This window comes from Streptomyces sp. N35, assembly GCF_016464295.1.
GTDB lineage: Bacteria > Actinomycetota > Actinomycetes > Streptomycetales > Streptomycetaceae > Streptomyces.
On sequence record NZ_JAEIMH010000011.1, the window covers coordinates 8,763 to 33,693 of the forward strand.

23 protein-coding genes are annotated in these 24,931 nt (G+C 69.6%); 11 read left to right on the forward strand and 12 right to left on the reverse strand.

The features are described from left to right. Positions 1–1,018: AAA family ATPase (locus JAO81_RS08570; RefSeq protein WP_199547196.1), on the reverse strand; the 1,018-nt coding region annotated here is incomplete at its 3' end. Between the two features lie 138 nt (positions 1,019–1,156). Beyond that, a complete protein-coding gene (locus JAO81_RS08575) occupies positions 1,157–3,826 on the reverse strand; it encodes a hypothetical protein (RefSeq protein WP_199547197.1) in 2,670 nt (889 codons plus the stop codon). Positions 3,827–4,164: 338 nt separating this feature from the next. Here JAO81_RS08575 and JAO81_RS08580 point away from each other — a divergent pair, with 338 nt between their 5' ends. Beyond that, the gene (locus JAO81_RS08580; RefSeq protein WP_199547198.1) at positions 4,165–5,784 is read left to right on the forward strand and encodes a serine/threonine-protein kinase; all 1,620 of its coding nucleotides are present in this window, start codon (positions 4,165–4,167) and stop codon (positions 5,782–5,784) included. A gap of 34 nt (positions 5,785–5,818) precedes the next feature. On the opposite strand, the gene JAO81_RS08585 is transcribed toward JAO81_RS08580, so the two are convergent. After that, a complete protein-coding gene (locus JAO81_RS08585) occupies positions 5,819–6,445 on the reverse strand; it encodes a YigZ family protein (protein ID WP_199547199.1) in 627 nt (208 codons plus the stop codon). 151 nt (positions 6,446–6,596) lie between these two features. On the opposite strand from JAO81_RS08585, the gene JAO81_RS08590 reads away from it, so the two are divergent. Then, entirely contained in the window at positions 6,597–7,523 is a 927-nt protein-coding gene (locus tag JAO81_RS08590; RefSeq protein WP_199547200.1) for an ABC transporter substrate-binding protein, read from the forward strand. A gap of 81 nt (positions 7,524–7,604) precedes the next feature. On the opposite strand, the gene JAO81_RS08595 is transcribed toward JAO81_RS08590, so the two are convergent. Both JAO81_RS08595 and JAO81_RS43350 read right to left on the reverse strand, forming a co-directional pair. Then, on the reverse strand, positions 7,605–9,356 hold the full coding sequence (locus tag JAO81_RS08595) for a serine/threonine-protein kinase (RefSeq protein WP_199547201.1): 1,752 nt from the start codon (positions 9,354–9,356) through the stop codon (positions 7,605–7,607). Between the two features lie 301 nt (positions 9,357–9,657). Continuing rightward, the gene (locus tag JAO81_RS43350) at positions 9,658–9,789 is read right to left on the reverse strand and encodes a hypothetical protein (RefSeq protein WP_267912994.1); all 132 of its coding nucleotides are present in this window, start codon (positions 9,787–9,789) and stop codon (positions 9,658–9,660) included. Between the two features lie 135 nt (positions 9,790–9,924). Here JAO81_RS43350 and JAO81_RS08600 point away from each other — a divergent pair, with 135 nt between their 5' ends. After that, positions 9,925–10,332 (forward strand): CoA-binding protein, encoded by a 408-nt coding sequence (locus JAO81_RS08600; protein WP_199547202.1) that lies wholly within the window; start codon positions 9,925–9,927, stop codon positions 10,330–10,332. 186 nt (positions 10,333–10,518) lie between these two features. On the opposite strand, the gene JAO81_RS08605 is transcribed toward JAO81_RS08600, so the two are convergent. From JAO81_RS08605 to JAO81_RS08625, 5 genes are all read right to left on the reverse strand, one after another. Further along, positions 10,519–11,109, reverse strand: a complete 591-nt coding sequence (locus tag JAO81_RS08605; RefSeq protein WP_199547203.1) for a hypothetical protein — start codon at positions 11,107–11,109, stop codon at positions 10,519–10,521. Between the two features lie 109 nt (positions 11,110–11,218). Then, entirely contained in the window at positions 11,219–11,566 is a 348-nt protein-coding gene (locus tag JAO81_RS08610; RefSeq protein ID WP_199547204.1) for a hypothetical protein, read from the reverse strand. Positions 11,567–12,048: 482 nt separating this feature from the next. Then, positions 12,049–14,430: a phosphoketolase gene (locus JAO81_RS08615; protein ID WP_199547205.1), complete on the reverse strand. Its 2,382-nt coding sequence runs from the start codon at positions 14,428–14,430 to the stop codon at positions 12,049–12,051. Between the two features lie 125 nt (positions 14,431–14,555). Further along, positions 14,556–15,386 carry a universal stress protein gene (locus tag JAO81_RS08620; RefSeq protein WP_199547206.1) on the reverse strand — a complete coding sequence of 277 codons (831 nt, stop codon included), beginning with the start codon at positions 15,384–15,386 and terminating at the stop codon, positions 14,556–14,558. 246 nt (positions 15,387–15,632) lie between these two features. Then, the gene (locus JAO81_RS08625; RefSeq protein WP_199547207.1) at positions 15,633–16,073 is read right to left on the reverse strand and encodes a pyridoxamine 5'-phosphate oxidase family protein; all 441 of its coding nucleotides are present in this window, start codon (positions 16,071–16,073) and stop codon (positions 15,633–15,635) included. A 262-nt stretch (positions 16,074–16,335) separates the two neighbouring features. Between JAO81_RS08625 and JAO81_RS08630 the strand changes: the two genes are divergently transcribed. The 5 genes from JAO81_RS08630 (at position 16,336) to JAO81_RS08650 (ending at position 19,362) form a co-directional block, all read left to right on the forward strand. Then, positions 16,336–16,566: a hypothetical protein gene (locus JAO81_RS08630; protein ID WP_199547208.1), complete on the forward strand. Its 231-nt coding sequence runs from the start codon at positions 16,336–16,338 to the stop codon at positions 16,564–16,566. 55 nt (positions 16,567–16,621) lie between these two features. Then, on the forward strand, positions 16,622–17,353 hold the full coding sequence (locus tag JAO81_RS08635) for a CBS domain-containing protein (protein ID WP_199547209.1): 732 nt from the start codon (positions 16,622–16,624) through the stop codon (positions 17,351–17,353). A gap of 143 nt (positions 17,354–17,496) precedes the next feature. After that, positions 17,497–18,078, forward strand: coding sequence for a hypothetical protein (locus JAO81_RS08640; RefSeq protein WP_199547210.1), 582 nt, complete (start codon positions 17,497–17,499; stop codon positions 18,076–18,078). Between the two features lie 148 nt (positions 18,079–18,226). Then, positions 18,227–18,520, forward strand: coding sequence for a hypothetical protein (locus JAO81_RS08645; RefSeq protein ID WP_307813253.1), 294 nt, complete (start codon positions 18,227–18,229; stop codon positions 18,518–18,520). 257 nt (positions 18,521–18,777) lie between these two features. Continuing rightward, positions 18,778–19,362, forward strand: a complete 585-nt coding sequence (locus tag JAO81_RS08650) for a hypothetical protein (RefSeq protein ID WP_199547211.1) — start codon at positions 18,778–18,780, stop codon at positions 19,360–19,362. Positions 19,363–19,446: 84 nt separating this feature from the next. On the opposite strand, the gene ppk2 is transcribed toward JAO81_RS08650, so the two are convergent. Next, positions 19,447–20,271, reverse strand: a complete 825-nt coding sequence (gene ppk2, locus JAO81_RS08655; protein ID WP_199547212.1) for a polyphosphate kinase 2 — start codon at positions 20,269–20,271, stop codon at positions 19,447–19,449. A gap of 135 nt (positions 20,272–20,406) precedes the next feature. Next, positions 20,407–23,073: a pyruvate, phosphate dikinase gene (gene ppdK, locus JAO81_RS08660; RefSeq protein WP_199547213.1), complete on the reverse strand. Its 2,667-nt coding sequence runs from the start codon at positions 23,071–23,073 to the stop codon at positions 20,407–20,409. Positions 23,074–23,292: 219 nt separating this feature from the next. Here ppdK and JAO81_RS08665 point away from each other — a divergent pair, with 219 nt between their 5' ends. The 3 genes from JAO81_RS08665 (at position 23,293) to JAO81_RS08675 (ending at position 24,925) form a co-directional block, all read left to right on the forward strand. After that, entirely contained in the window at positions 23,293–24,186 is an 894-nt protein-coding gene (locus tag JAO81_RS08665) for a universal stress protein (RefSeq protein WP_199547214.1), read from the forward strand. Positions 24,187–24,353: 167 nt separating this feature from the next. Continuing rightward, complete coding sequence (locus JAO81_RS08670) at positions 24,354–24,596, forward strand: hypothetical protein (protein ID WP_199547215.1); 243 nt, start codon at positions 24,354–24,356, stop codon at positions 24,594–24,596. Positions 24,597–24,778: 182 nt separating this feature from the next. Next, a complete protein-coding gene (locus tag JAO81_RS08675) occupies positions 24,779–24,925 on the forward strand; it encodes a hypothetical protein (protein WP_199547216.1) in 147 nt (48 codons plus the stop codon). The last annotated feature ends 6 nt before the right edge of the window (positions 24,926–24,931 follow it).

Genomic DNA, 24,931 nt, shown 5'->3' on the forward strand with positions numbered 1-24,931 from the left:
GGACGACGGCGCCGCCCACCGTGAGCACCGCTCGGGTGGCCGCGGGCAGCCGTCCGATCCGTTGCGCGATGAGGTCCTGCAGACGGCCGGGCAGCGGGGAGACATCGTCCGGCAGCGCCAACGGGCCCAGCTGTCCCTCCCGTTGGGCCAGCGTGAGCGCGTCGGCAAGGACGCGCAGGGCGAGCGGATTGCCCTGCGCCTGCTCGGCGATCCGGGCCGCGACCGGCGGCAGCAGCCCGGTCAGCAGGGCCGCGGCCGACTGACGGTCGAGGCCCGCCAGAGGGAGGCGGGGTATGCCCTTGAACCGTGGCGCGTCGTCCGTGACGGACGCGTCGTTCGTATCCCCCGATCCGGACCCGCGGCCCGTGTGCCCCGCTCCGGCCCCACCCCCGTCTCTCAGCCCGAACAGCATCACGACACCCTCGGCGCACAGCCGTCGGGCAGCGAACGCCAGAACGTCCACGGACGGCTGGTCGAGCCACTGCACGTCGTCGATCACGCACAGCACCGGGCGTTCGGCCGCGGCCTCCGCGAGCGTGGACAGCGCGGCGAGGCCAACGACGAAGCGGTCGTGCACCGCGCCGCCGGCCAGCCCGAAGATCGCCCGCAGCGCCGTGGCCTGCGTGTCCGGCAGCCGGTCGAGGAGGTCGAGCACGGGCAGGAAGAGCTGGTGCAGCCCTCCGAAGGCGAGGTCCGTCTCCGACTCGACGCCCTCGATGCGCAGCACGCGCATCCCGTGGGCCGCCCGGGCAGCGGCGTAGTCGAGCAGCGTCGTCTTGCCGATCCCGGCTTCGCCGTGGACGAGCAGCGCCCCGCTCACCCCGTCGTGGGCGGCCGCGAGCAGCTCATCGATCCGCCGCACCTCGTCGTCCCGCCCATGGAACACCGGGGCGCCCTCGCGCCGCCCACCGGCGCCTCGCGTCTCTTCGCGCCGCTCACTGGGCACCCGCGTCTCTTCGCGTGGCCCGCCGAGCGCCCGAAGCTCCTCGTCCCGCCCCCGCGGTTCGTCGTCCCCCACCGCTGATGAATCCTTCCCACGTACCGCGCCGACCTCGCACGATACGCCCTGCCCAGCGGCAGCTCAGGCCCCGGACAGCCGGCGGGCGGCCGTCGTCAGGACCGGCCGCCCGCCTCCTACCCGTTCACCGCGCCCGGCTCAGGTCACCGGCCGGTACCCGAGTACGAACGTGGCCGGCGCCCCGCTGCCCGGGTTCCCCGGCGTACTCGGCTTGGCGAGCGAATACACGGGCGCGTTCACCGCGTTGAGGGCCTCGAGTGCCTTGGCCTCGGTGGCCGCCGCACCGTAATAGAGGTGGAACTCCCCCACCAGACCGGCATCGGGGTTGCCCGGCACCGGCTCCACCGGGACGTTCACGTCCAGGACAGTGCCCTGGTCGTACGGTCCGGCGTCGGTGAAGGAGCCCTCGTGGTGCAGCTTGGGCCGGCCGGATCCGGGGTCGGGTCCGGCGAGTCCGTAGTCGCTCGCGAACTCGACCTTCGGATGGTCCGCCTTGAGGGTCACGTACTCCTTGAGCGGTGTCGGCTCCACGTCCCAGTCCACGACCCGGCGATAGCTGATGTGCGGCTGGTCGCCGGGCGGCGCGAGGGACGTGACCGTCACGGTGACGTCGTACAACTCGGGCCGCGCGGACGGCCGGTACTCATGCGTGACGTACACCGGGTAGTCGGTGCCGACCAGACGGACCGTCGACTTCGCGGTGGTCGGCGTCGTGGTGAACTCCGTGATCTCGGCGTTCTCCGAGAGTCCCTGGACACCGTGCGACCAGCCGCTCCACTGGCCGACGCCGCCCGGCGGGGTGACCTGGATGCCCCAGCCCTCGCAGTGGCAGGCCACGGCCGAGACGGCCTCGTAGTTCGTGGGCCGGTGCCGCAGGCCCACCTCCGTGGTCTTCGTGCCCGTGCTGGGTGTGCCGCCCGGAGTGATCAGGTTGCCGCCCGGCTGGACGCCGATCTGCACGTCCGTGCTGCCGACCGAACCCCCGAACAGGGAGGTGTACTTGGTCTCCCAGCGGCCCTCCTCCTCGTCGTCACCGGGCCGGCCGTGGCTGATCATCAGCGTGACGACGTTGCAGCTGCCGCCGATACGCGTGTCGAGGGTCTTGTCCTGTTCGCGGGCGCTCTTGTCATCCGCGAAGCAACGACGGGGAATCTTCTCCCAGTTGACGACGGTGAACGTCAGGCGCTTGTCGTCGTCCTGCATCGTGCGGACGGCCATGTTCCAGAGCTTGGAGGGGTCGGCCTGCCCGACGAGGTCCACGTAGTGCACCCCGCCGCCCTTGACGGTCCACTGCCCGGAGGCCTTGCCGTCGGCGGGCAGGGTGATCGTCTCGTGCTCGGGGCGGGCCACCGCGAGGGGGCCGTCCGCTCCGGTAGTGCCCAGAGCCCCGCACCAGTCGTCGGCGTCGCCGTCCTGATAGCGCCAGTACGAGCCGTAGTCGGCGGCCGTACTGCCGCCGCAGAGCTGGTAGTTGGCGACACCGAAGACGCGGAACTCCTCGTGCACATCACGGTCGTAGTCGTCCGTGATCATGTCGCGGATCTCGGTGGCGCCGTCCGGGAACCAGGCGTCCTCGATCCGCTCCCACGAATGCCGGACCGCGTCCGCGCCGAACCGCTCGTCGAGGAACTCGGCGAAGATGAACGCCCCGTACTGCCGCCCGCCGCCGAACCCGTCCTGCTTGGTCAGCTCCTCCTCGGGCCGCGCCAGGAACTCGTCGAGGTCGTTGGCGTAGATGTAGCGGCTGCCGTAGGGAACCGCGGGGTCGGCGGCCACGGCCTGATGGGCGCCCCACTCGGCGGTCGCCTCCATCCACGCGTTGAGGCTCCGCATGTTCCAGATCAGGCTCCAGCCGACGTACTTGTACTGCATCGAGTGGAACAGCTCATGGCGCGGCAGATAGAACTCCTCCGCCTCGTCCGAGGAGTCGAAGTCCGTACCGATATGGATGATGTTCGCGTCGGCGAGCTCGTAGGGCTGGACGAAGCCCACACCGGGTTCCACGTGTGTGGAGCCGAGGAAGAGGGTGACCTTCTTGTCGTGGTCCTCGCGGGGCGCGTAGCCGAGCGAGGAGTACGTCTTGCGGCCCTCTTCGAGCGAACGGGTCATCCGTTCCACGTAGTTGGGGACTCCGTTGTCCTGCACGTCGCCCTGGGCGGCGGTTCCGGGCCCGTCGTACGGGTTGACGGCGTTGTCGCCCGCGGCGTTGTAGAACACCGAGAAGTTGGCGCTCTGGTGCAGACAGTCGAACACGCCCGGCAGCTTGCCCCGCTGCCCGCATTCGCTCAGCGGGACGGCGAGCGCGGCAGGATTCTCCGCCCGGCGGGTGGTCAGGGGACGCAGGATGTCGGCCTGGGCCATCCGGTTCTGGATGCTCCGGCGCACGGGGTGGCCGAGACCGGCGAGTTCACGGCCGAGTGTCATCCCCAGGATGACCCGCTGCTCCGCGGGCAGCTGGTCGTCCCGGTAGTGCTTGGGGACTCCGCCCTGGTAACCGAGCTTGGCGTAGGCGTGGTTGACGAAGGCTTCCTCGTTGAGGCGGCCGGAGCGCAGGTCCTCGAGCAGTCTGCGCAGGCCCGGCCGGAAGTCCTCGTACGACTCCGGTTCGGGCCTCGGCGGCGGTTCTTCGGCGCGGGTGCGCGGCGCCGGGTCGTACGTGGGCATCTCGTACGGTGCCGGTGCGGCCTGCGCGTTCACCGCCTCGCTCTTGGTGACGGCCCCGCCCGGGTCTCCCCCCTCGGGCTGCGCCGTGGCCGGCGCCTGCAACAGGGTCACGGCGAGCGATGCGGCGGCCAGCGTCGTGATCACTGTCCGCCGCGCTCTTCTCCGGGCACGGGGTCTGCGTCCGGGCCCGGGCAGCACACTCGATAAGTGCCACATGGTGGTTCCCCCCCACGGTGACGGCCCCGGTCGGCCCTGTGCCGACGGTTGGCCGTGGTGCGGCTGTGCTGAGCAGAGATTAGGGGCAACGCGAGGCGCGTGAACATGGCCCTGACAATCGCGACGGCTCGGCCACAACCGTGCGCCGGCTCTGTGGCAGACCCGGCCAAGAGGCCTTTCGCGGCCAGGAGAGCCGATACGCTGCGAAACAGCCGTGAACCGGACGGAGTCGGGGATCGTGGCGGTCCGGTGGCGAGGGGGCGGGCATGGATCCACGGATGCACGGCGCGGTGGCCGGATACGTCTGCGAGCGCGAGCTCGGCCGCGGCGGACAGGGAGTCGTCTGGCTCGCCCGCGACGCGGAGGGCCGGCAGGTCGTCGTGAAGTTCCTGCTCCCGGGCAAGGAGTACGACGAGATCGCGCTCGCCCGCGTCCGCCGGGAGTTCGGCGCGGCCAGCCGGGTCGGCGAGCTGGCCACGGCGCGGGTCCTCGACGCCGATCTGACCGGGCGTACCCCGTACATCGTCAGCGAGTTCGTGTCCGGGCCGACGATCGGTGAGTACGTGGGCGCCAGCGGGCCGCTGACCTCCGGCCGGCTCCAGTCGCTCGCCCTGGCCGTCGCGCACGCGCTGGCACAGGTGCACCGGGTGGGCATCGTCCACCGGGACATCAAGCCGTCCAATGTGCTGCTCTCGCCTGACGGACCGCGCATCATCGACTTCGGCATCGCCCGCGACGACCGTCTGCTCGAGTCGGCGCTCACCACACCGGGCAGTCTCGTCGGCTCCCCCTCCTACATGTCGCCCGAGCAGGTCAGGGCGCAGCGCGTCACCAGTGCCTCGGACGTGTTCTCACTCGGCAGCACGCTGTACTTCGCCGCCACCGGCCGGCATCCGTTCGACGGTTCCGGCTCCTATGAAGTCCTGGTCGCCGTGTGCGAGGACGAGGCCGACCTGACGGCGGTGCCGGAGCCGGTGCGTTCGGTGATCGCCGACTGTCTGCGCAAGGATCCCGCGCAGCGTCCCACCGCGGCTCAGCTCGTCACGCGGCTCGCGGGGGCGGCGGAGGCGGTGGACGGCACGCCGACCGTGTCGCTCGCACCCCGCCCGCTGCCCGGAACCGTCAGTGGCGACCGCGACGGTGACCGGGGCAAGCAGCTGCGGCTGTGGGGGTTCGCGGCCGGCAGCGCGGTCGCGGCCGTGCTGCTCGCCGTCGTGCTCAGCACGAGGGGGGAGGGAGCGGGCGGCGGCGCGTCGGGCCCGGGGAAGTCCACGGACTCGCCGCCGCAGTCGTACGCCGACGATCTGACCGACTCGGGCAACTGGACGCACAAGGACCCGGACCTGGGGAAGGTCACGCACAAGGGCGGCACCATGCTGGTGAGTCCCAGGCTCCAGCTGGAGGTGTGGCCGCAGGCGCCCTTCGAGCCGTCCACGTCCGCGGTGCGGATCACCACGCAGGCGGCCTGGTACGGGGGCGACGGCGGGATCGGTCTGTGGTGCAACGGCTCCGGCGACTACGAGAAGGGCTCCCGGTGGTCGGGCTATGTGACCACGGGCCAGGAAGCCTTGATCGTGCGGGAGTTCCGGCACAAGGGAGAGTTCCAGCACGACCGCGTTGTGGAGAAGAACCTCGCGGACCTCGGCCTGAAGGTGACGAGCCGGCAGGAGATCGACATGGCACTGACCTGTACGCCGGCCGGTGAGGGCCGGATCAAGGTGGAGCTCGCCCTCGGCGGCAGGACCGTCGCCGCCTACACCGGTGACGCCTTCACCTCCCTCGGCTGCGGCGTCTCGGCCTTCCACTACAACGAGACCGACCCCGAGGGCACGGCCTTCCACGCGGGCTTCGAGCGTTTCACGGCCGAGGAGCCGGGAGCGGACTGACGCGTACGCGCGGAACCGGTGCGTGCCGCCGACGTCACGCGTCCCCGTACGCCTCCGCGCCGATCTCGAGCGTGGCCGTGCCCGCCGTCGCGTCCGCGAGCCAGCCGCGGAAAGCCTCGACATCGGCGTCCGGGAGGCCGATCTCCAGCGTCACCGCCTCCCCGTACCGCATGTCGCGCACATCGCGTCCAGCCGTGCGCAGATCGTTCTGCAGCTTGCCCGCGCGCTGGTGGTCGACGGTCACGGTGACCAGCCGGAACCGGCGCTTGGTGATCGTCCCGAGTGCGTCGAGCGCTTCGCCGACCGCTCCCCCGTACGCCCTGATCAGACCGCCGGCGCCGAGCTTCACGCCGCCGTAGTAGCGGGTGACGACGGCGACGACGTACCGCATCTCGCGCCGCGTGAGCATCTGCAGCATCGGCAACCCCGCCGTACCGCCCGGCTCCCCGTCGTCGCCGGCCTTCTGCACACCGCCGTCCGCGCCGATCACATACGCCCAGCAGTTGTGCGTCGCCGTCGGGTGCTCCTTGCGGATCCGGGCGAGGAAGGCCTGGGCCTCCTGCTCGGTGGCCGCCGGGGCGAGCGCGCACAGGAATCGGGAGCGGTTGACCTCGGTCTCGTGCACGCCCTCATGGGCCACGGTGCGGTACTCGTCCTGCATCCGCCCAGCGTATGCGCCCGTGGCGGGTGGTGAGCGCCATGCACCTGACCGCCCGGGCACCCCGGGATCGGTAACGCTGTGTGACGTTCTGCCCGGGGGCTTGTGGGCGGGCGAACGGGGGCAGGTACCCGGCGGAATGGATGGAGGCTCCATGGAATCCGAATCCGCACCTGACACCTCGCCCCCTACGCCCGCACCTGACACCTCGCCCCCTACGGCGATCGCGCCCACGGCTACCGCCTGGGAATTCACGGACGACCGCGGTCACTTGGTGGTCGCGGCCCGCAGGCCGACCCGGTCAGTCGCGTACATACAGGCCGGCGCCGCGCTGTGGGACCACGGTCTGCGCCCGGCCGGCATCTTCGGGTCGAGCCATGACGACCCGGCCGCACCGGACCCCGCGAAGGCGGGCGAGCTGCCGCCGGCCGGGCTCCCGTATTACGGGGCCGGCGCGGCCCTCGATGTGGACGCGCTGCTCGCCGCGGACCCCGACCTGATCGTGGCCGTGACCTACGGCGGCGGGCAGACGTACGGCATCACGCCCGAGGCGGCCAAGTACCTGGAGGAGCACATCCCGGTGGTCGCCGTCGATGTGAGCCGGGGCCGCACGCTCACCCAGGTCCGCGAGAGCTTCGCGCAACTGGCCCGCTCGCTCGGCACGACCCCCGACGAGGCCGCCGAGGCCGAACTGACCGCCGCGGAGCAGCGGTTGACGCTCCGCGCGGCCGCCGACCCGCGGCTGCGCGTCCTGGCGCTCTCCCCCGCCGACGCGGACTCGGTACATCTCGCCCGCCCCCACGCCTGGCCCGATCTGAGCGAGCTGACCGGCCTCGGTGTCCCGCTGCTTGAGCCCGCCGAGAGTCCGGGCGCCAATTGGTCGACGGTCTCCTGGTCCGAGGCCGCAGCGCTCGCACCGGACCTCGTCCTCGTCGACGTCCGCGCCCATGCGGGAGCCCTGCCGGCGGACTTCGCCTCGACCGTGCGCACCGCACCCTGGAACCCGGAGCTCCCGCCGAGCCCGCAGGCGCACACCCGCTTCCTGGACACGGTCACGGCGGCGCTCCAGGCCCTCGCTTAGACAGCACCCGGCCGTGGCTCCCTGGTCCGAGCCCGGAGCAGGGAGCGCGGCGGGTCGTGCGCTGCCCCGGGCTCTTCGCCGTCAGTTCTTCTCGACGGTGAACGTGGAGCAGCTGTCCGACGGCGCCCCGTCGTCGTCCGTGACGGTGCCCGTGATCTTCTGGGGCGACGCTCCGTCCACATCGGCCGCGAGCCCCGCCATGAGGTAGCCCTCGGGCTGCTGGATCCAGTGGTCGCCGTGCAACACCAGGCGCGTTCCGGAGAAGGTGCCCTTCATGGCGAAGGTCCCCGACGGGACGCCGGGGTTGGTGTCCACCGCGTAGAAGTCGAAGGTGGCCGCGACGCTCCCCGAGTCCTCGGACATCGTCAGCGTCAGGCCGGTCTTCCCCTGATTGCAGGTGTACGTGCCGCGCCATTCACCCGTCACGGGCGACGGGTCCTCGGCTTCCGGCTCGGTCGGCTGCCGCGAATCCGCCACAGGAGGATCGTCGGTGCGCTCGACGGCCGGGGACGAGGTCGCGGCGCCGCCCTGCGCACCTGACGATCCCTCCCCGTCACCGGAGTTGAGCGCGAGGGCCACGCCGACGACTCCGGCGACGGCGAGCGCGACAACAGCCGCGATCACCCCACCGCGGCGCCGCGCCACATCCTTGGCGTGCTGCGGATACGTGTGCTGCGGATACGAGGAGTGCGGATACGAGGGCCCCGGATTCGTGGGTTGCTGAAAGGCGCCGGGGCCGGGGGCGGGGGCGGGGGCGTACGGAGGCGAGGCCTGAGGAAAGGAGTGCGGAGCGGGCGGCGGGCCGAACCCGTGCGGTGGCGGGGTCGGCGCATCAGCGCCGGCCGTGCGTGTGGGAGCCGTATAAGGAGAGGAGGGCCGGGGCGGTACCACCTCGGTGACCACGGCGGTGGGCGGGATCCGGTCCGCCACCGAACCCGGTGCGATCTCCTCGGCCTCGAGGTTGAGCAGGACTTCGCCACGGCGTGCGATCGCCGAGGCGACGGGAGCGGGCAGCCAGTCACCATCGGCCTCGGTACGTGTTCCGGCCCGGGCCTTGAGCGCGCTCGGACTCGGCCGGCTCTCGGGCCGTCTGCTCAGGCACTCCCGTACGACCGAGGCGAACTCTTCCGGCGCACCGGTCAGGTCCGGTTCGTGGTGCACGATCCTGTACAGCAGTTCGGGTCCTGAGCCGCCACCGAACGGATTGTTCCCGGTCGCCGCGAACGTGAGCACCGCACCCAGCGCGAACAGGTCTCCTGCCGCGGTCACCACCTGCCCCTCGGCCTGCTCCGGCGACATGTATCCGGGCGAACCCACCACGAGTCCCGTCCCGGTCAGCGCCGCGTCGTCGGCGGCCCGCGCGATCCCGAAGTCGATCAGCACCGGCCGGTCCAGGGACAGCAGGACGTTCGACGGCTTCAGGTCCCGGTGCACGATCCCGGTGGCGTGCACCACCTCCAGGGCCTCGGCCAGCCCCGAAAGGAGGCGCCACAGGGCGGGTTCCGGCAGAGGTCCGTACCGGTACACGGTCTCCGACAGCGAGGGCCCCGGTATGTACGCGGAGGCCAGCCAGGGCACTTCGGCCTCCGGATCGGCGGCCACGACGGGCGCGGTGCCCGCGCCGGACACGGCGCGCGAGGCCTGTACCTCCCGGGCGAACCGCTCCCGGAAACCCGGGGTCGAGGCAAGTCCCGCGTGCACCAGCTTCACCGCCACGGTCCGGCCGCCGGGCGAACGCCCCAAGTAGACGCGCCCCATCCCGCCTTCGCCGAGACGCATCAGGATCCGATAGGGGCCGACCTGCCGCGGATCCCCGCCGGTCAACGGCTCCACGGGCAACTCCTCGGCACAGTAGGGGACTTGATCCCCAATCGTGCCATGCGCATGCACACACGGACAGTGCAGAACGAACTGTGCGGGCCACCCGTGACGGCGCATTCCGGGGCACAGGCGTCCGACACGCCGACTCCCCCGGAACGGGCCGTACGGATGGGCGCAGATCACAGGGCGGACGCGGGGCCCTCCCAGCGCACCCCTCCGGCCCCGGTCGGGGCCTCCGGCGGCGGGGAAATACTGGGACGGCACCCCCCTCTTGCCGCTGGCCGGCAATTCGTTTCGCCGGGCCGGGCGGCGTTCATCGCCAGGAGGGGCAGTCCCAGCTGTACAGGTCGGTGACCGGCCAGGTCGCGATGACGTACCGGCCGCTGTCCTCGCGGTGGGCGAACGAGGCGATGATTCCGCGCTCTCGTGCACGACTTCGCGCCACTTGCGCAGCGTGGAGCGTCCCGGGTGTGCACGGTGAGCCGGAGCGGGCGCAGGCGCAGGCCGCACGGCCGGGAATCGCACAGCCCGCTGCCTCGTTACTCCCACGAGAGCCACGCCCACCGATCAGGAGCCGCACATGTACGGGACATCGCAGACGGTCCGCAAGATCCTCACCGAAACCGGCGACACCTGGGCCGTGGTGGGCCTGTCCAACAACCAGGACCGTGCCGCCTACGGAGTCGCCCGGGTCCTGCAGCAGTTCGGCAAACGCGTCGTCCCCGTCCACCCCAAGGCCGAAACGGTCCACGGCGAACAGGGCTACGCCTCACTCGCGGACATCCCGTTCCCCGTCGACGTCGTCGACGTCTTCGTCAACAGCGACCTGGCGGGCCCGGTCGCCGACGAGGCGGCCTCGATCGGCGCGAAGGCCGTCTGGTTCCAGCTCGGCGTGATCGACGAGGCGGCGTACGAGCGGACCCGTGAGGCGGGGCTCGAGATGGTGATGGACCGGTGCCCGGCGATTGAAATTAATGCACTACGTTAGCGCGACCTCAGTGATCACAGCGCAGATTCTTCCGCTTTGGTGCCCAACTCGGGCTTCTCAACGCCCAGCGCGCGGACGCACCGCGGGACGGCACGGTCCAACCATGCGTAGGCCATCAACACCTTGGCCCGAGGGCGTCAGAGTTCAGCACTCGTCCTGGATCGGCCTGTATTCGTCATGAAGTACCTAGCGATCCAGGCGCCGAACGTGCGGACCGGCAGCCAGCGCTCCGCAACGACCACCGTTGGCCAAGGGGCCGCGGTTCAGGGTGTCCATGTCGCGCCCGGAGGCGGCGGATACCTCGAGTTCAATACTGGGGTAGCGGTAGCACGAGATAACAGCGTCACGTCCGCGGTGATCAACGCGCACGAGACGCAGGCGACAGCGAACAAACCGCTCCGTTCTCCGCGCGCTCATCTTTGTCATCGTGTTGGTGGCCGATCTGAGGGCCTCATGCGAGGCCGTGCGCAGTTCGAACATCCCTATGCCAGACATGCCAGGAAGTACGAACTGGATGATCAGCGAGCCCGGCGGACACGATGACCGATTCGGCGACGCGGCTGCTGGCTTAAGCCTGATGCCGTTCTCAGCGTCGAGGAGAATCAGAACCTCGTCGCGGGCAAGGTCAACCCGCCATCCGCCGTCGATCGGCTGAACCGATCCGCTCAGGCGTTCTGCGAGCAGCGTGGCAACCTGCCCATTCCGGGTTGTGACGTTCCAACCTCCCGACATGGCAGGGCGGCCGTCCACGACGTAGGCAGCTTTGAAGTGGCCCACGGGATCTTGAGCCGCCTGTACGGCGACGTCTCGGCTTCCGACTCCTGACTGCAAGCGAACTTCCTGGTCAGGTCTTCGATTGGCGCTTGTGCACACGCTTCACCACCCGCTACCTGTTCTTACTGTCCGCCGCCGCCCGCTGATTGCTCGTGTCTGAATCCAGGGGACGCAGGAAGAGCAGCAAGTCGGCATACGTGCGTACGGGAATGGCAAGCAAGGCAATGCTGTCGAGCTGGGGCAGGCCGGCTTCCCGAGCAGCATCGGTTACGACCGTTCTAAGGCTCCGCGCGTCCACATCGTCGCCGTGGCAGTACGTGACGAAGACAACCAGCCCGGCCACGCCCAGCAGTTGGCACCAAGGGATCCCTGCAACCCACTCCGGGCAGCCTTCGTCCACGTACGCGATCACCGTGTTGAAGCGCTCGGGGGCTGCCCTCAGGAACTCGGTGTCGACCACAGCGATCTGATGTGGGTCGCCTTCGGAGCCGTGCGGACTCTGCAAAGGCCTGGAGCCGACCTCGGGCAGAGTCCAGTCTGCGAGTGGGGACGCGAAGCGCGTTGGATCGGCTCCACTATCCGTAGTTCCATGGTCCGCCCGAGCTGTGCCGCGGACTCACTCGCACCCTTCAAGGCAGCGAGGTGATCGGCGGCGGTGTCGCCGGGAATCGGTGCGAGCATGAGCACCCGCTCGCGAGGGCGGGCGTAGCGGTCGATGACATCGACCACAGCGTGCGTCAGCCAGCTGATGTCGTCGGACATGTCGGATTGGTCGGCCGGTGGCATGCCGAGCTCCTCTCCAGCGGGGTGTTCTCTCGCTCAAGAGGCCTGAATCTCGGACCGTTTTCGACATACGTCTCCATACGGGTTAGCCATCTGCCGCCAATCGTCCGCCGCACCGCTTCCCTTTCCGTCCTGACAGGGCGGTCCTGAGGCGGCAGTTCAGCCGTCCCAGGACCAGTCCGTGATCTCCGGGAGATCCATGCCATGGACGCGGATCCACTCACGGTGCCGCAGTCGTGCGTCCTCCATTTTCTGCCGTACAGATGCCGCGCGCACCGCCAGTCCGGGGACGCGGTCGATGACGTCCATGACCAGGCGGAAGCGGTCGAGGTCGTTGCCGACGACCATGTCGAACGGCGTGGTCGTCGTCCCGATCTCCTTGTAGCCGCGCACATGGAGGTTCTTGTGGCCCGAGCGCCGGTAGGCGAGGCGGTGGATGAGCCACGGGTAGCCGTGATAAGCGAAGATCACCGGCTTGTCCCCGGTGAACAGGCCGTCGTATTCGAAGTCGCTCATGCCGTGCGGATGTTCCTCGCTGGGCAGCAACCGGGCAATGTCGACCACGTTCACCACGCGGACGGCCAGGTCCGGCAAGTGGCGGCGTAGGAGCTGCGCCGCGGCGAGCACCTCCTGGGTGGGCACGTCACCGGCGCAGGCCAGTACGACATCCGGTTCGCGGCCGTTCTCCGTGCCGGCCCACTCCCAGATCCCCGCGCCACGCGCACAGTGCACCTTCGCCTGTTCCATCGACAGCCAGTCGAAGCAGGGCTGCTTGCCGGCCACGATCACGTTCACGTAGTCCTTGCTGCGCAGTGCGTGATCGGCGACCGAGAGCAAGGTGTTGGCGTCCGGCGGCAGGTAGACCCGGACGGCCTCCGGGCTCTTGTTCATGATGTGGTCGATGAACCCGGGGTCCTGGTGGGAGAAGCCGTTGTGGTCCTGGCGCCACACATGTGAGGTGAGCAGGTAGTTGAGGGACGCGATCGGGGCGCGCCAGGGCAGGCGGCGCGTGACGCGAAGCCACTTGATGTGCTGGTTGACCATCGAATCGACGATGTGCACGAACGCCTCGTAGCAGGAGAACAGCCCATGCCGTCCGGTCAGCAGGTAGCCCTCCAGCCAGCCCTGGCAGGTGTGTTCGGACAGGATCTCCATGACGCGGCCGTGCCGGTCCAGGTGCTCGTCCACCGGGAGGGTCTGTGCCTGCCATGCTTTGCCGCTGGCGCCGAAGACGGCCTGAAGCCGGTTGGAGGCCGTCTCGTCCGGTCCCACCAGGCGGAAGTCGCGTCGCTCACGTGTGGCGTGCATGACGTGCTCCAGCAGATCGCCGAGCACACGGGTCGGCTCGTGCAACGTCGCACCGGGCTTGTCCACGGGCACGGCGAAGCGCTCCAGCGGAGGGAGCGGCAGTTCACGGACCAGCAATCCGCCGTTGGCGTGCGGGGTGGCGCCCAAGCGACGGGCACCGTCGGGGACGCAGGCCAGCACACGTTCGCGGGGCTTGCCGTCGTCGTCGAACAGTTCCTCGGGTTTGTACGAGCGCAGCCATGTCTCCAACTGCCTCAGGTGCTCTGGGTTGTCCCGCACGCCGGACAAGGGCACTTGGTGGGAGCGCCAGGTTCCCTCCACGGGCAGTCCGTCCACCTCTGCCGGTCCGGTCCAGCCCTTGGGGGTGCGGAGCACGATCATCGGCCAGGGCGACCGCTCGGCCACTCCGTCCTCCCGCGCGCCGCGTTGCAGGGCGGCGATGAGATCCAGTGCCTCGTCCATCGCGGCGGCCATGGCCCGGTGCACCGTCAAGGGCTCGTCGCCGCTGACGTAGATCGGTTGGTGGCCGTATCCCTTGAGCAGGGCGTCGAGTTCGGCCTCGGGCAGGCGGGACAGGACCGTGGGGTTGGCGATCTTGTAGCCGTTGAGGTGCAGGATCGGCAGGACCGCGCCGTCGTGCACGGGGTCGAGGAACTTCGTGGAGTGCCACGAGGCGGCCAGCGGTCCCGTCTCCGCCTCGCCGTCACCGATCACACACGCGACGAGGAGATCCGGATTGTCGAAGGCGGCTCCGTAGGCGTGGGACAGCGCATAGCCCAGCTCGCCGCCCTCGTGGATCGAGCCGGGAGTCTCGGGTGCCACGTGGCTGGGTACGCCCCCGGGGAAGGAGAACTGGCGGAACAACTTCTCCATGCCGGCGGTGTCCCGGGAGATGTCGGGATAGGTCTCGCTGTAGGTGCCCTCCAGCCAGGAGTTGGCGAGGACCGCGGGGCCACCGTGGCCTGGTCCCCAGATGCACAGGGCGTCCTGGCGGCGTGCCTGGATGACCCGGTTGAGGTGCGTGTGGACCAGGTTGAGCCCGGGTGAGGTGCCCCAGTGGCCGAGCAGCCGCGGTTTGACGTGTTCGGCGCGCAGCGGCTCGGACAGCAGCGGGTTCGCCATGAGGTAGATCTGGCCGACGGCCAGGTAGTTCGCGGCGCGCCAGTGAGCGTCCAGCATTCCGAGCTCTTGATCGGTCAGCGGTGCGGACGGCTGCGGAGTGTCGACGGACATCAGTATTCCCTTCGGTCGGGTCGGTCCGAGGTGCATGCGGGTCCGTACGTACTCCCCACACTTCCCGACCCATCCGGCAGCCGACAGGGCCGACTGGGCCATCCGCAGGCCACGTCGGGCCACCTTCATGTCGTCGGCACCAACACCACGGGGCAGTGTGCGTGTTGGAGCAGGGCGTGTCCGACGGAGCCGATCTGCGGACCGAGCCGACGGGAACGCCGCCGCATACCGATGACCACGACATCGGCATCGCGACTGCCTGAGAGCAAAGCGTCGGCGGGGCGCGTGCGGACCGTCTGACAGTCCACCTCCACTCCGGGGAACTGCTCCCTCAGTTGAGCCGTACCGAACTGCGGCACAGCGGCCTCCGCCGGCTCTGTCCGCACCTGGCGCGCCTGTCCGGCACTGGTTGTGGCCGGCAGCGGTGGCAGTTCAGGCGTGGTGTGGCGGTACACCGGCACGTGCAGGATGCGCAACCGGGAACCGCGTCGTGCAGCCTCCTGGAAGGCAAATCTGGCCGCGGGCGCGTCCGCCTGGTCCTCGAGCCCGAGCAGGACGGATCCACTCTGGCCTTCCGGGTGTGCCCCACGGACCACGAGCAGAGGACCGCGCACGCTCGCGGTCAGGCGCCAACTCACCGATCCGGCGAGCAAACCGCTGACAGCACCGAACCCGCGGGTGCCCACCACGGTGAGCACCGCGGTCCAGCTCTCGCGCGCCAGCACCTTGACGGCACCGCCTTCCACGCCCTTGAGCACCATCGGCAGACGGGGATGACGCGCGCGAACCCGGGAGGCGGCCATAGCCAGCACCGGTTCCGCCTCGGCGAGATCGGCGACGGCACAGACGATTCGTAACTCTGCGCCTCGCCGCACTGCTTCCTCAGCGGCCCGGTCCAAGGCTCGTACGGCGACCAGCGAGCCGTCCACTCCGATCAATACCTGATGGTGAGCCATGTCTTTTCCCTTCTCATACCTGCGCACGGGATGCGCCTCTCGGGGGCGTGGCGCTCGGTGGAAACCCGTCCGTCCGCTGAGCGGAGCCTGCAGGGCTGCTATACGTCGGATGCTCGTCGTCCGCGTGCAGCACGAGCAGGGGCCGACGGGGCCTGTCGCATGCCGAACGGCCCTGACTCGGCGGGACCTTCGGAGCCGGTCCAAACCCCGCGACACGGAGCGGGAGGAACAGAGCGACGTGAGCCCTCAGGCGCTGAGGTCCACGCCGTACATGGTTCCGCCGCCCACAAGCTCCCGACCTGTGACCACTTCGGGCTCGACACGTATGAAGGTTTCCTGCGGACACGGCATCCAGGAGACCGGCATGATGCGGGCCAACCGCTCATGCTCTCCTGGATCCCTCACGACCGTGGCTGTGCCCGTGACGACGACACTCCAGCCGGCGTGCCGGGCGGTATCGATCCGGTCGGTCTCGAAGGCGACCACGGCTCCGTTGACCGCGCGCACCAGGTCCGAGGTCGCGGAGGTACGCAGCACGACCGCCCCGTCGGCATCCAGACCGAAATTGACCGGCAGCACGGCAGGCAGGGCATACCGCGTATAGACGACGCGGCCAACCGGCTCCGTGGCCATCAGCCGCATGCACTCCCGCAGCCCTAGTTCGCGGAATCCATCATTGGCGTACATGGGCCGGCCTTTCCTTCGCCCGGTGTGGGGAACTGCCGCCCCCACACTCACCTTGAGCGTCGCGATGCCCGCGCATCAGGGGCCAAAGGCCCCCGCCCATCGGAGAGCGGCCCCATGTCATGCACTGCCTTCAGACAGGTGGAGTGGACCAGGTAGAACCCCCGGGCCGGTCCGGGCACGGCAACAACACTGCAGAACCTGGGCAGTCGTCACCGGCCGGAAGTCGGCAACGGGCAGTCACGACGCAAAAGAGTTCCTGGAGTTGTCCGAGACCATCGCGCCGCAGGAGCACTGCCTGTTCGCCGCCGCGATCCGCGCCGACCACCTCAACCTCCTCGGCCATGCCCGGTCATGCCGACAACTGGTCCCCAACACAGGGCCGTTCGGCCCCGCCTCGCAGCCGTGCGGCCACTGCCGCACCCTCGCCGCACAGCCGAGGCTGGATCCGACCAGGCACTGCGCCGTGGCATCGCCGCACGGGCGATGCGCGTGACCTGCCCTGAACAAACGGAGACAGCTGAGCACTCGGCTTCGAGGAGGCAAGGCAGATGAAGCACCGCAAGGTCGGTTCGGTCATGACCAGTGATGTCGTACGTGCCGGATACGGCACCCCGTTCAAGCAGGTCGCCCAGCTCCTGCACCAGCACCGCATCAGCGGCCTGCCCGTGGTCGACACCGAGGGAAAAGTCATCGGTGTCCTCTCCGAAACGGATCTCATGGCCCGCCAGGCGGAGGCTGACGACCCGTTCACACCACCGCGCCGCTTCCGCCGGCTGTACCTCACGGCGTCCGCGCGCCTCCGTCGAGCCAAGGCCCGCGCTCGCACCGCCGGCCAGCTGATGTCGGAACCCGCGATCACTGTGGGCGCCGACGCGACCATCGCCCAAGCCGCCCGCATCATGGCCGAACACCGCGTCGAACGACTGCCCGTGGTGGACGAGAAGAACCGCCTCGTGGGCATCGTCACCCGACGGGACCTGCTGCAGATCTTTCTCCGCACCGACCACGACATCCGCAGCGAGATCCTCCAGGAAGTCCTGGTGCGCGATCTGTGGCTCGCACCGCACATGTTCGACGTACGGGTGGACGCCGGCGTGGTCACCCTTGCCGGCGAGTTGGAACGACGCAGCGAAGTGCCAGTGGCCGTCCATCTGACCCGGGCGGTCGACGGAGTGGTCGACGTGGTGGACAAGCTCACGTATCGCTTCGACGACTCCCGTCTGCCGCCCACCGACCAGGCGCTGCACGGTATCGCCGACGACTGGCTGCGCAAGCTGTGAGGTGACTCCCGTATGCCCCGCGGCCATGTCCCCGCGGCGTACGGGCACACCGTCCTCGAGGACCGCCCGGACTTCCACGCAGTCGAAACCGTCACAGGCCGGGCCGACGTCCCGGCCTGTGATCTCACGAAGGATGAGGAGCAATGAACGGCCGTGTGAGGTTCTGGCGCCTGCGCCGCAACGAACTGCGCCGCCGATCGGATTTGGCGGACCTGTGTATCACTCTGCTGCTGGCGGCTCTGCTCCTGGTAGGAGCGCCCACGGCGGCGGTAGCCACCGCGCAAGCAGCGTGGCAGGACGGCACGGCCGAGTCGCGGACTCAGGCAAGTGACCGTCACGCGGTCACGGCCCGCCTCATCGAAGGCGCGCCCGCGGCGGACCCCAGCTCCGGCGACGGCGTGACGCACCGCAAGGTGCACGTGCGGTGGCACGATCCCGACGGCACCAGGCGCACGGCCACGATCAAAGTGCCCGCCGGCACCGACCGTGGCGCCGAGGTTGCGGTCTGGCTCGATACGCAAGGACGCGTCACCGAAGCCCCCTTGAGCGCCCGGGACGTGACCGTCCGGGCGGTGGGCACAGGAGCGGGAACCGCTCTCGGAATCGCGCTGGGCGCTCTGGTCCTGCTCAGGATCCTGCGGATCGTCTCTCTGCGCCGGCGCCTGGCCGAGTGGGAGGACGCCTGGGCGAGGACCGCTCCCACCTGGGACATCCGCCGCAGCTGAACCAGATCGCGATGCCTCCCCGCCCGCGCCCGTACACGCGGCTCCGGCCGCTGCCGGTCCGCCTCAGTCGATGGTGAGTACGTCGTGCACCGGACGCCGCTGGGTCGTGGGCCGGGGGGCCGTAGCCCAGACGCAGCACCATGTGGACGTGCCCCAGGGTCGACAGGGGATCGCGGACCATTTCGCGCAGGTCGGGCCATTCCAGAGCGTGGGAGGTCAGGGCAGTGCCCTCGTCGCCCGGCTCGTTCCCGCCGAGCAGGTGGGCGGGGTCACCGGACTGGTCGGAGCGGCCGGCGGACTCGGCGGCTTCTTCCCTCCCCTCGTCATGGGCGCGGTCTACAGCACGGCACACGACTACAGCTGGGGATTCCTGCTTCTGGCCGCCACTGCCGCCGCTTCGGCCGCTTTCACCGCCATCACTGTGCGCCGATCGGTTCACTAGCCGGGACACCGCGGGGCGCTCGAGTGATCGGCCGACAGGGGGACCTGGCAGCAGGCCAGTGGGCCTGTGCACCATGATCGGCACAGCCGTGAAGCCTGCCTGACGGGCGACTGCGCAAAGGCCGCGTAAACGCCGTTACAACACCTTGAAACGTTAGCGACCTAGGGCATTTACCTTTGAATGTTCGGGTTACGGACGGAACGATCGTTCGCATGTGCGACCGGCATCGAACCCTCAACCATTCAAGGAGCACTCCCATGCGTAAGTACCTGCGCGCCACTGTCATCGGACTCGCGGCCGCCGCTGCGACCATCGGCGCCTCCGCGGCCGGCGCGATGGCCCTCGGCCAGGAGCAGCCCGTCAAGCCCGAGACCGGCGTCTCCCAGGTGTCCGGGAAGCACGGCAACGAGGTCAACCAGGTCGCGAAGGACGCCAAGCGCACCTACAAGAACACCGTGAAGGTCAAGGGCGGCATCACCGCGAAGGTCTACAAGCTCGCGAAGAAGGGCTACCAGGCCGACCTGTTCCTGGGCAAGAAGTTCCTGGGCAAGATCACCGCCGTGGACATGGCCGAGTTGACCGTCAAGAACGGCGTCGAGATCAAGCTGCCCCCGAACGGCACCGTCACCTCGTGGTGGATGAAGGCCGACAAGCCGTCCAAGCCTGGCCTCAAGACCAACAAGGGCGACCACCACAAGGTGAAGCCGAACAAGCCCGGCAAGCCCAAGCCGGAGATCTGCCCGCCGGGTGAGAAACCCGAGATCTGCCCGCCCGGCCCAGCCGACCAGACCCTCAAGCCCGAAGGACGCCTCGGCACCGACACCGCAGCCCTGACCGGCTGAGCGGACCCGACGTAGCTGCACTGATGCCCGGCACCTCGAAGACGAGAAGCCGGGCATCAGCGCCATCAGACCACTCAGGAAGGCTCAGCCGGCGAGTCCGGCCGAATGATCCGGCACATACGTCTGCAGGTCACGCGGCGACCGCTCGTACCCCGTGGCGGCCGGCCGGCGCGGCAGTTCCGTCGCCGGGCGCGGTGTCACCTGGTACGAAACGCTCGCCAGCAGATGGGCGATCATGTTGATCCGGGCCCGGCGCTTGTCGTCGCTCTCTACGACATACCAGGGCGCCTCGGCGATGTCGGTGTGCACCAGCATCTCGTCCTTGGCTCGGGAGTACGCCTCCCACCGGGTGTACGACTCCAGATCCATCGGAGACAGTTTCCAGCGCCGGGTGGGGTCCGTCATCCGCTTCCGGAAGCGTTCCTCCTGTACGGCGTCGCTCACCGAGAACCAGTACTTGCGCAGCAGGATCCCGTCCTCGATGAGCATCCGCTCGAAGATCGGACACTGATGCAGAAAACGCTGGTGCTCCTCCTTGGTGCAGAAGCCCATGACGTGCTCGACGCCGGCCCGGTTGTACCAGCTGCGGTCGAACAGCACGATCTCGCCGGCGGCCGGCAGCTGCTCGACATAGCGCTGGAAGTACCACTGCGTGCGCTCGCGTTCGGTGGGCTTCGACAGCGCGACGATCCGGGCGATGCGGGGGTTGAGGTGCTCGGCGACGCGCTTGATCGTGCCGCCCTTGCCCGCCGCGTCCCGGCCCTCGAAGACGACTACCAAGCGGATTCCCTCGGCCTGTACCCAATCCTGCAGGTCCACCAGTTGGATCTGCAGCCGCAGCAACTCCCTTTCGTACACGGCACGGGACAACGTCGAGACACCCGACGTCCGGACCTTCTTACCTGCCATCGCACGTCTCCCTGATGCCCGCGACTCCTCGCAGCGCCACGTCCAAGTACGCACTACGAGCCCCATTTCGAAACACGGGTGCGCCCCGCACCGTCGACGCTACGGGACGCGAGACACCGAGTCAGCGGGCTTCACCTACCGAGAGCGCGGCTCACCAAGAGCCGCCCTGCCCGCTTCGAGCCGGGCCGCCGGGATCCGGAACGGCGAGCAGGAGACGTAGTCGAGGCCTGCCCGGTGGAAGAAGTGGATCGAGTCCGGGTCGCCACCGTGTTCGCCGCACACCCCTAGCGTCAGACGCGAGTTGGCCGCCCGGCCTTCCTCGACCGCCAAGGTGATCAACCGGCCGACACCCTCTTCGTCGAGTGATTCGAACGGCGAGATCGTGAAGATGCCCTTGTCCAGATAGGCAGGGAAGAACGAGGCTTCGGCGTCGTCGCGGGACAGGCCCCAGGTCGTCTGGGTGAGGTCGTTGGTACCGAACGAGAAGAAGTCCGCGGCGCGGGCGATACGCCCCGCGGTCAGGGCTGCACGCGGCAGTTCGATCATCGTGCCGATGGGGCACGTGACTTCGGTGCCGGTCCGAGCGAACACCTCGCTCAGGACGCTCTCCGCTTCTGCACGGACCAGGCGGAGTTCTTCCACGGTGCCGACGAGCGGGATCATGATCTCGGCACGGGGGTCGCCCCCGTCCCGGATGCGGTCCGCGACGGCTTCCGCGATGGCGCGCACCTGCATGGCGACCAGGCCGGGTACGGAAAGGCCGAGCCGCACCCCGCGCAGGCCCAGCATGGGGTTGCGCTCGTGCAGACGCTCCACGGCAGCGAGCAGGTGGACATCACGGGGGTCGGGATCGGCCGATGCGGCGATACGGACGGCCAGTTGGGTGCGGTCCGGCAGGAACTCGTGCAGCGGCGGGTCAAGGAGCCTGATGGTGACGGGCAGTCCGTCCATGGCGGCGAGGATCCCGGTGAAGTCCGCGCGCTGCAGCGGCAGCAGGGCGGCGAGCGCCTGCTCGCGTGCCGTGCCGTCGACCGCCAGGATCATGGCCTCGACCAGGTGTTTGCGTTCACCGAGGAACATGTGCTCCGTGCGGCACAGGCCGATCCCCTGGGCGCCGAACCGGCGAGCGCAGGCCGCGTCTTCGGGGGTGTCCGCGTTGGCCCGCACTTCGAGTCGGCGTACCGCGTCGGCATGCGACAGCGCCCGGTCCACGGCCACGCTCAAGAGGTCCGACTGCTCGCCGCTCTCCAGGGACTGCCGTACGGCGGAGTCGGTGAGCGAAAGCGCGCCGAGGTGGACGGTGCCGCTGGTGCCGTCGACGGAGATGACGTCACCCTCGCGGACCACCACCCCCTCCGGCGTGGTGAACTGGCGCGCGGTGGGGTCGACGGTGAGGGGTTCGGCGCCGCATACGCACACCTTGCCCATACCGCGGGCGACGACTGCGGCATGGCTGGTCTTGCCGCCGCGGCTGGTGAGCACCGCTTCGGCGGCGATCATGCCGGGCAGATCGTCCGGGGTGGTCTCGCGGCGTACGAGCACGGTCCGCTCACCGGCGGCCGCCCCGCGCACGGCTTCGGCGGAGTCGGAGACGGCCCCGCCCCCGGGGGGGCCGGGCGCGGCGGCGGGGGCCCGGGGCGCCGGGACGTCCGAGGGGCGGGTGGCGAAGCGGGGGAACATGAGCCGGGCCAGCTGATCGCCGTCGACCCGGGAGAGAGCCGCCCTGCGTCCGATGACACCTTCCTCGAGGAGGTCGTAGGCGATACGGAAAGCAGCCTCGGCGGTGCGCTTGCCGACACGGGTCTGCAGAATCCACAGCCGACCGCGCTCGATGGTGAACTCCACGTCGCACAGGTCCTGGTAGTGCGCTTCCAGCGTGCGCAGGTGCTCGGTGAGCGCGAGGTAGGAACGCGGGTCGAGACGCTCGAGCTCCTGCAAGGGCACAGCATTCCTTACGCCCGCGACCACGTCCTCCCCCTGGGCGTACGGCAGGTAGTCGCCGTAGACGCCGCGGGCGCCGGTGGTCGGGTCGCGGGTGAACGCCACCCCGGTGCCGGAGTCCGGGCTGAGGTTACCGAAGACCATGGCCTGAATGTTCACGGCGGTGCCCAGGTCGTCGGATATGTGCTCACGCCGGCGGTAGACGTGGGCGCGTTCGCCGTTCCACGAGGAGAAGACCGCGCGCAGAGCGCGGTGCAACTGCTCCACCGGGTCCTGCGGGAACTCCTCGCCGGTGGTGCGGTGGATGATCTCCTTGAACTCCTCGGTGAGCAGGGCGAGATCCTGCGCGTCCAGGTCGCGGTCATCGGTCGCGCCGCGCAGGGTCCTGCGCTCGGCGAGCGCGCGCTCGAACAGTTCGGTGTCCACACCGAGCACCGTGTGCCCGAACATCTGGACAAGGCGCCGGTAGGAGTCCCAGGCGAAGCGCTCCTGTCCGGAGATCTTCGCAAGTCCCTGGACGGAGGCGTCGCTCAGGCCGATGTCGAGAACCGTCTCCATCATTCCGGGCATGGAGTAGCGACTCCCGGAGCGGACCGAGACGAGGAGCGGGTCGGCCGAGTCGCCGAGCGTGCGGCCTGCCGCGCGTTCCAAAGCGGCCAGCGCACGGGCCACCTCGAAACCCAGCTCGTCGGGTTCCGTACCGGTCTCCAGAAACACCCGGCAGGCCTTGGTGGTCACGGTGAAGCCGGGTGGCACGGGCAGGCCGAGTCGGGTCATCTCGGCGAGGTTCGCACCCTTGCCACCGAGGAGGTCGGCCATCTCACGTCGGCCCTCGGCGAATCCGTACACGTACTGGGTCATCGCAATGCCCCTCCTGGAGTTTCCGGCTGTGGCGTCACGTTGGTCACGGCACGCGGCAATTCGCGGGCCGCTTCCACCCTCGTGCCGCTGCGCGCCGTTGGCAGGGGGCCGGACGGCCCCATCGGGGTCCGCGCGGCCCCTGTCCGCCCGGCGGCCGGGTGCCGACGATGGAACCGGGAGACAACGGCCCCTGGATCCGAGTGGAAAGAGGTGGTCCCGATGCGCCGTTCGGTCATCGCAGGAGTGGACGGCTCTGCCCGCGGCAACGCGGCAGCCGACTGGGCGGCCAGGGAGGCACTGCGACGAGGAGTGGTGCTGCGGGTCGTGTATACGGCTTCACAGGCCGAGGACAGGGCGGAGGACTTCTGGCCCTACCGTCACGTGCCGATGCCCGAGCGCTCCGTCACAGAACTGACAGCCCGGCACCCGGAATTGGAGATCGAAAGCGTACGCCTGTCCGGCCCCGGGGCCCCCTCACTGCCGGAGTTCGCCGGCACCGCCGAACTGCTCGTGGTCGGCACCCGCGGCTCCGGCGGATTCGCCGGTCTCGCCCTCGGGTCCACAGCCCTGGCCGTCGCACAACAAGCGTCCACGCCCGTGGTCCTGGTCCCGAGCGGCCTCGCCTGCGGGCAGCAGAGGCCTCGTCCCGACAAGGTCAGCCTCGGTGTCGACGCCCGTGAACCGGATGACGCGGCCTGCGACTTCGCCTTCGACGCGGCGCAGCAGCGCGGCGTCCGGCTGCACGCGATCCATGCCTGGGCCCTGCCGTCGGCCGCCGCTCCCTGGATGCCGTACCCGCCGCCGTCGAGGGACCGGGCCGAATGGGAGAACCACGAGGTGCAACTGCTCGCCGACGCGCTGCGGCCCTGGCGGGACAAGTACCCCGCGGTGCCCGTCCTGCCGGATGTCGTCCTGCACACGCCGGCACAGGCGCTGGTGAGCGCCTCCCGCTGGGCGGAGCTGATCGTGGTGGGCCGCCGCGGCAACACCCTCGGCCCCGCAGTGGACGCGCTGGTGCGGCACACCAAGTGCCCGGTGGCCGTGGTGCCTTCCGATGCCGCTCGGGGCGGTCACGCACTCTGGTCCGACACCGCACAGGCAAGCTGGTCTTGATGCGGAGGTTGGCCGGCACTGCCTGCGGCCGAAGGGACCATCGGCCCCAATAGTTACCCGTCCGTCCCATCCCCGCAGAGCTCCCGCCGGAGCAGCATCACATCAGACCATCAATACCCGGTGGAGGTATCCCGAGCAGCTGACTTCCCCGCCAAGAAGGGCTCTCCATGAACAACAAGAGAAATTACGGCCTGTACGCGGTTGCTACGGCCATCGCGGTGGTCGGTGCGCTCTGGCTCGGCCTGCCCCTGAGCACCCTTGCCTTGCTTGCTCTCGTGATGGTCTGCCCGCTGATGATGCTCTTCATGATGCGGGGCACGCACGGCAGCGACGGCATGCAAGGCGGCCATGAACACCATGGGACATCACCCAAGGACCGGGAGCCGCACGACCACAAGCACAGCCTCTGAACGGGACCGGCAGAGGTGGGCCGCGAGTTCCACACCACCGAGCGCGCACCGAGGGCCGAACGGTCCCGGATCAGGGCCGGAGGGTCTCCCGGTGCACCCCGCACGGACCGGGCCGCAATCGGCGAGTTCACGGCAGGCTCGCATCGAGGCAACCGCCGCATTCGTACAAGGAGGCAGCCACCATGACCGCTCTCGTACTGGTCGCCGTAGCGGTGCTCGGCGCCGTTCTCATCTTCGGAGCGACGACGGCCGTCGTGGGCTGGGCGCTGCTGCTCGCCGGAGTCTTCGGCCTCATGGCGTCCATCGACCGTCCGCGCCACCACCACTGAGACGCT

Coding starts and splice junctions, on each gene's coding strand:
- JAO81_RS08580 (WP_199547198.1), top strand. CDS start 4,165: ATGGATCCACGGATGCACGGCGCGGTGGCCGGATACGTCTGCGAGCGC.
- JAO81_RS08585 (WP_199547199.1), bottom strand. CDS start 6,445: ATGCAGGACGAGTACCGCACCGTGGCCCATGAGGGCGTGCACGAGACC.
- JAO81_RS08590 (WP_199547200.1), top strand. CDS start 6,597: ATGGAATCCGAATCCGCACCTGACACCTCGCCCCCTACGCCCGCACCT.
- JAO81_RS08600 (WP_199547202.1), top strand. CDS start 9,925: ATGTACGGGACATCGCAGACGGTCCGCAAGATCCTCACCGAAACCGGC.
- JAO81_RS08615 (WP_199547205.1), bottom strand. CDS start 14,430: ATGTCCGTCGACACTCCGCAGCCGTCCGCACCGCTGACCGATCAAGAG.
- JAO81_RS08620 (WP_199547206.1), bottom strand. CDS start 15,386: ATGGCTCACCATCAGGTATTGATCGGAGTGGACGGCTCGCTGGTCGCC.
- JAO81_RS08625 (WP_199547207.1), bottom strand. CDS start 16,073: ATGTACGCCAATGATGGATTCCGCGAACTAGGGCTGCGGGAGTGCATG.
- JAO81_RS08635 (WP_199547209.1), top strand. CDS start 16,622: ATGAAGCACCGCAAGGTCGGTTCGGTCATGACCAGTGATGTCGTACGT.
- JAO81_RS08640 (WP_199547210.1), top strand. CDS start 17,497: ATGAACGGCCGTGTGAGGTTCTGGCGCCTGCGCCGCAACGAACTGCGC.
- JAO81_RS08650 (WP_199547211.1), top strand. CDS start 18,778: ATGCGTAAGTACCTGCGCGCCACTGTCATCGGACTCGCGGCCGCCGCT.
- ppk2 (WP_199547212.1), bottom strand. CDS start 20,271: ATGGCAGGTAAGAAGGTCCGGACGTCGGGTGTCTCGACGTTGTCCCGT.
- ppdK (WP_199547213.1), bottom strand. CDS start 23,073: ATGACCCAGTACGTGTACGGATTCGCCGAGGGCCGACGTGAGATGGCC.
- JAO81_RS08665 (WP_199547214.1), top strand. CDS start 23,293: ATGCGCCGTTCGGTCATCGCAGGAGTGGACGGCTCTGCCCGCGGCAAC.
- JAO81_RS08670 (WP_199547215.1), top strand. CDS start 24,354: ATGAACAACAAGAGAAATTACGGCCTGTACGCGGTTGCTACGGCCATC.
- JAO81_RS08675 (WP_199547216.1), top strand. CDS start 24,779: ATGACCGCTCTCGTACTGGTCGCCGTAGCGGTGCTCGGCGCCGTTCTC.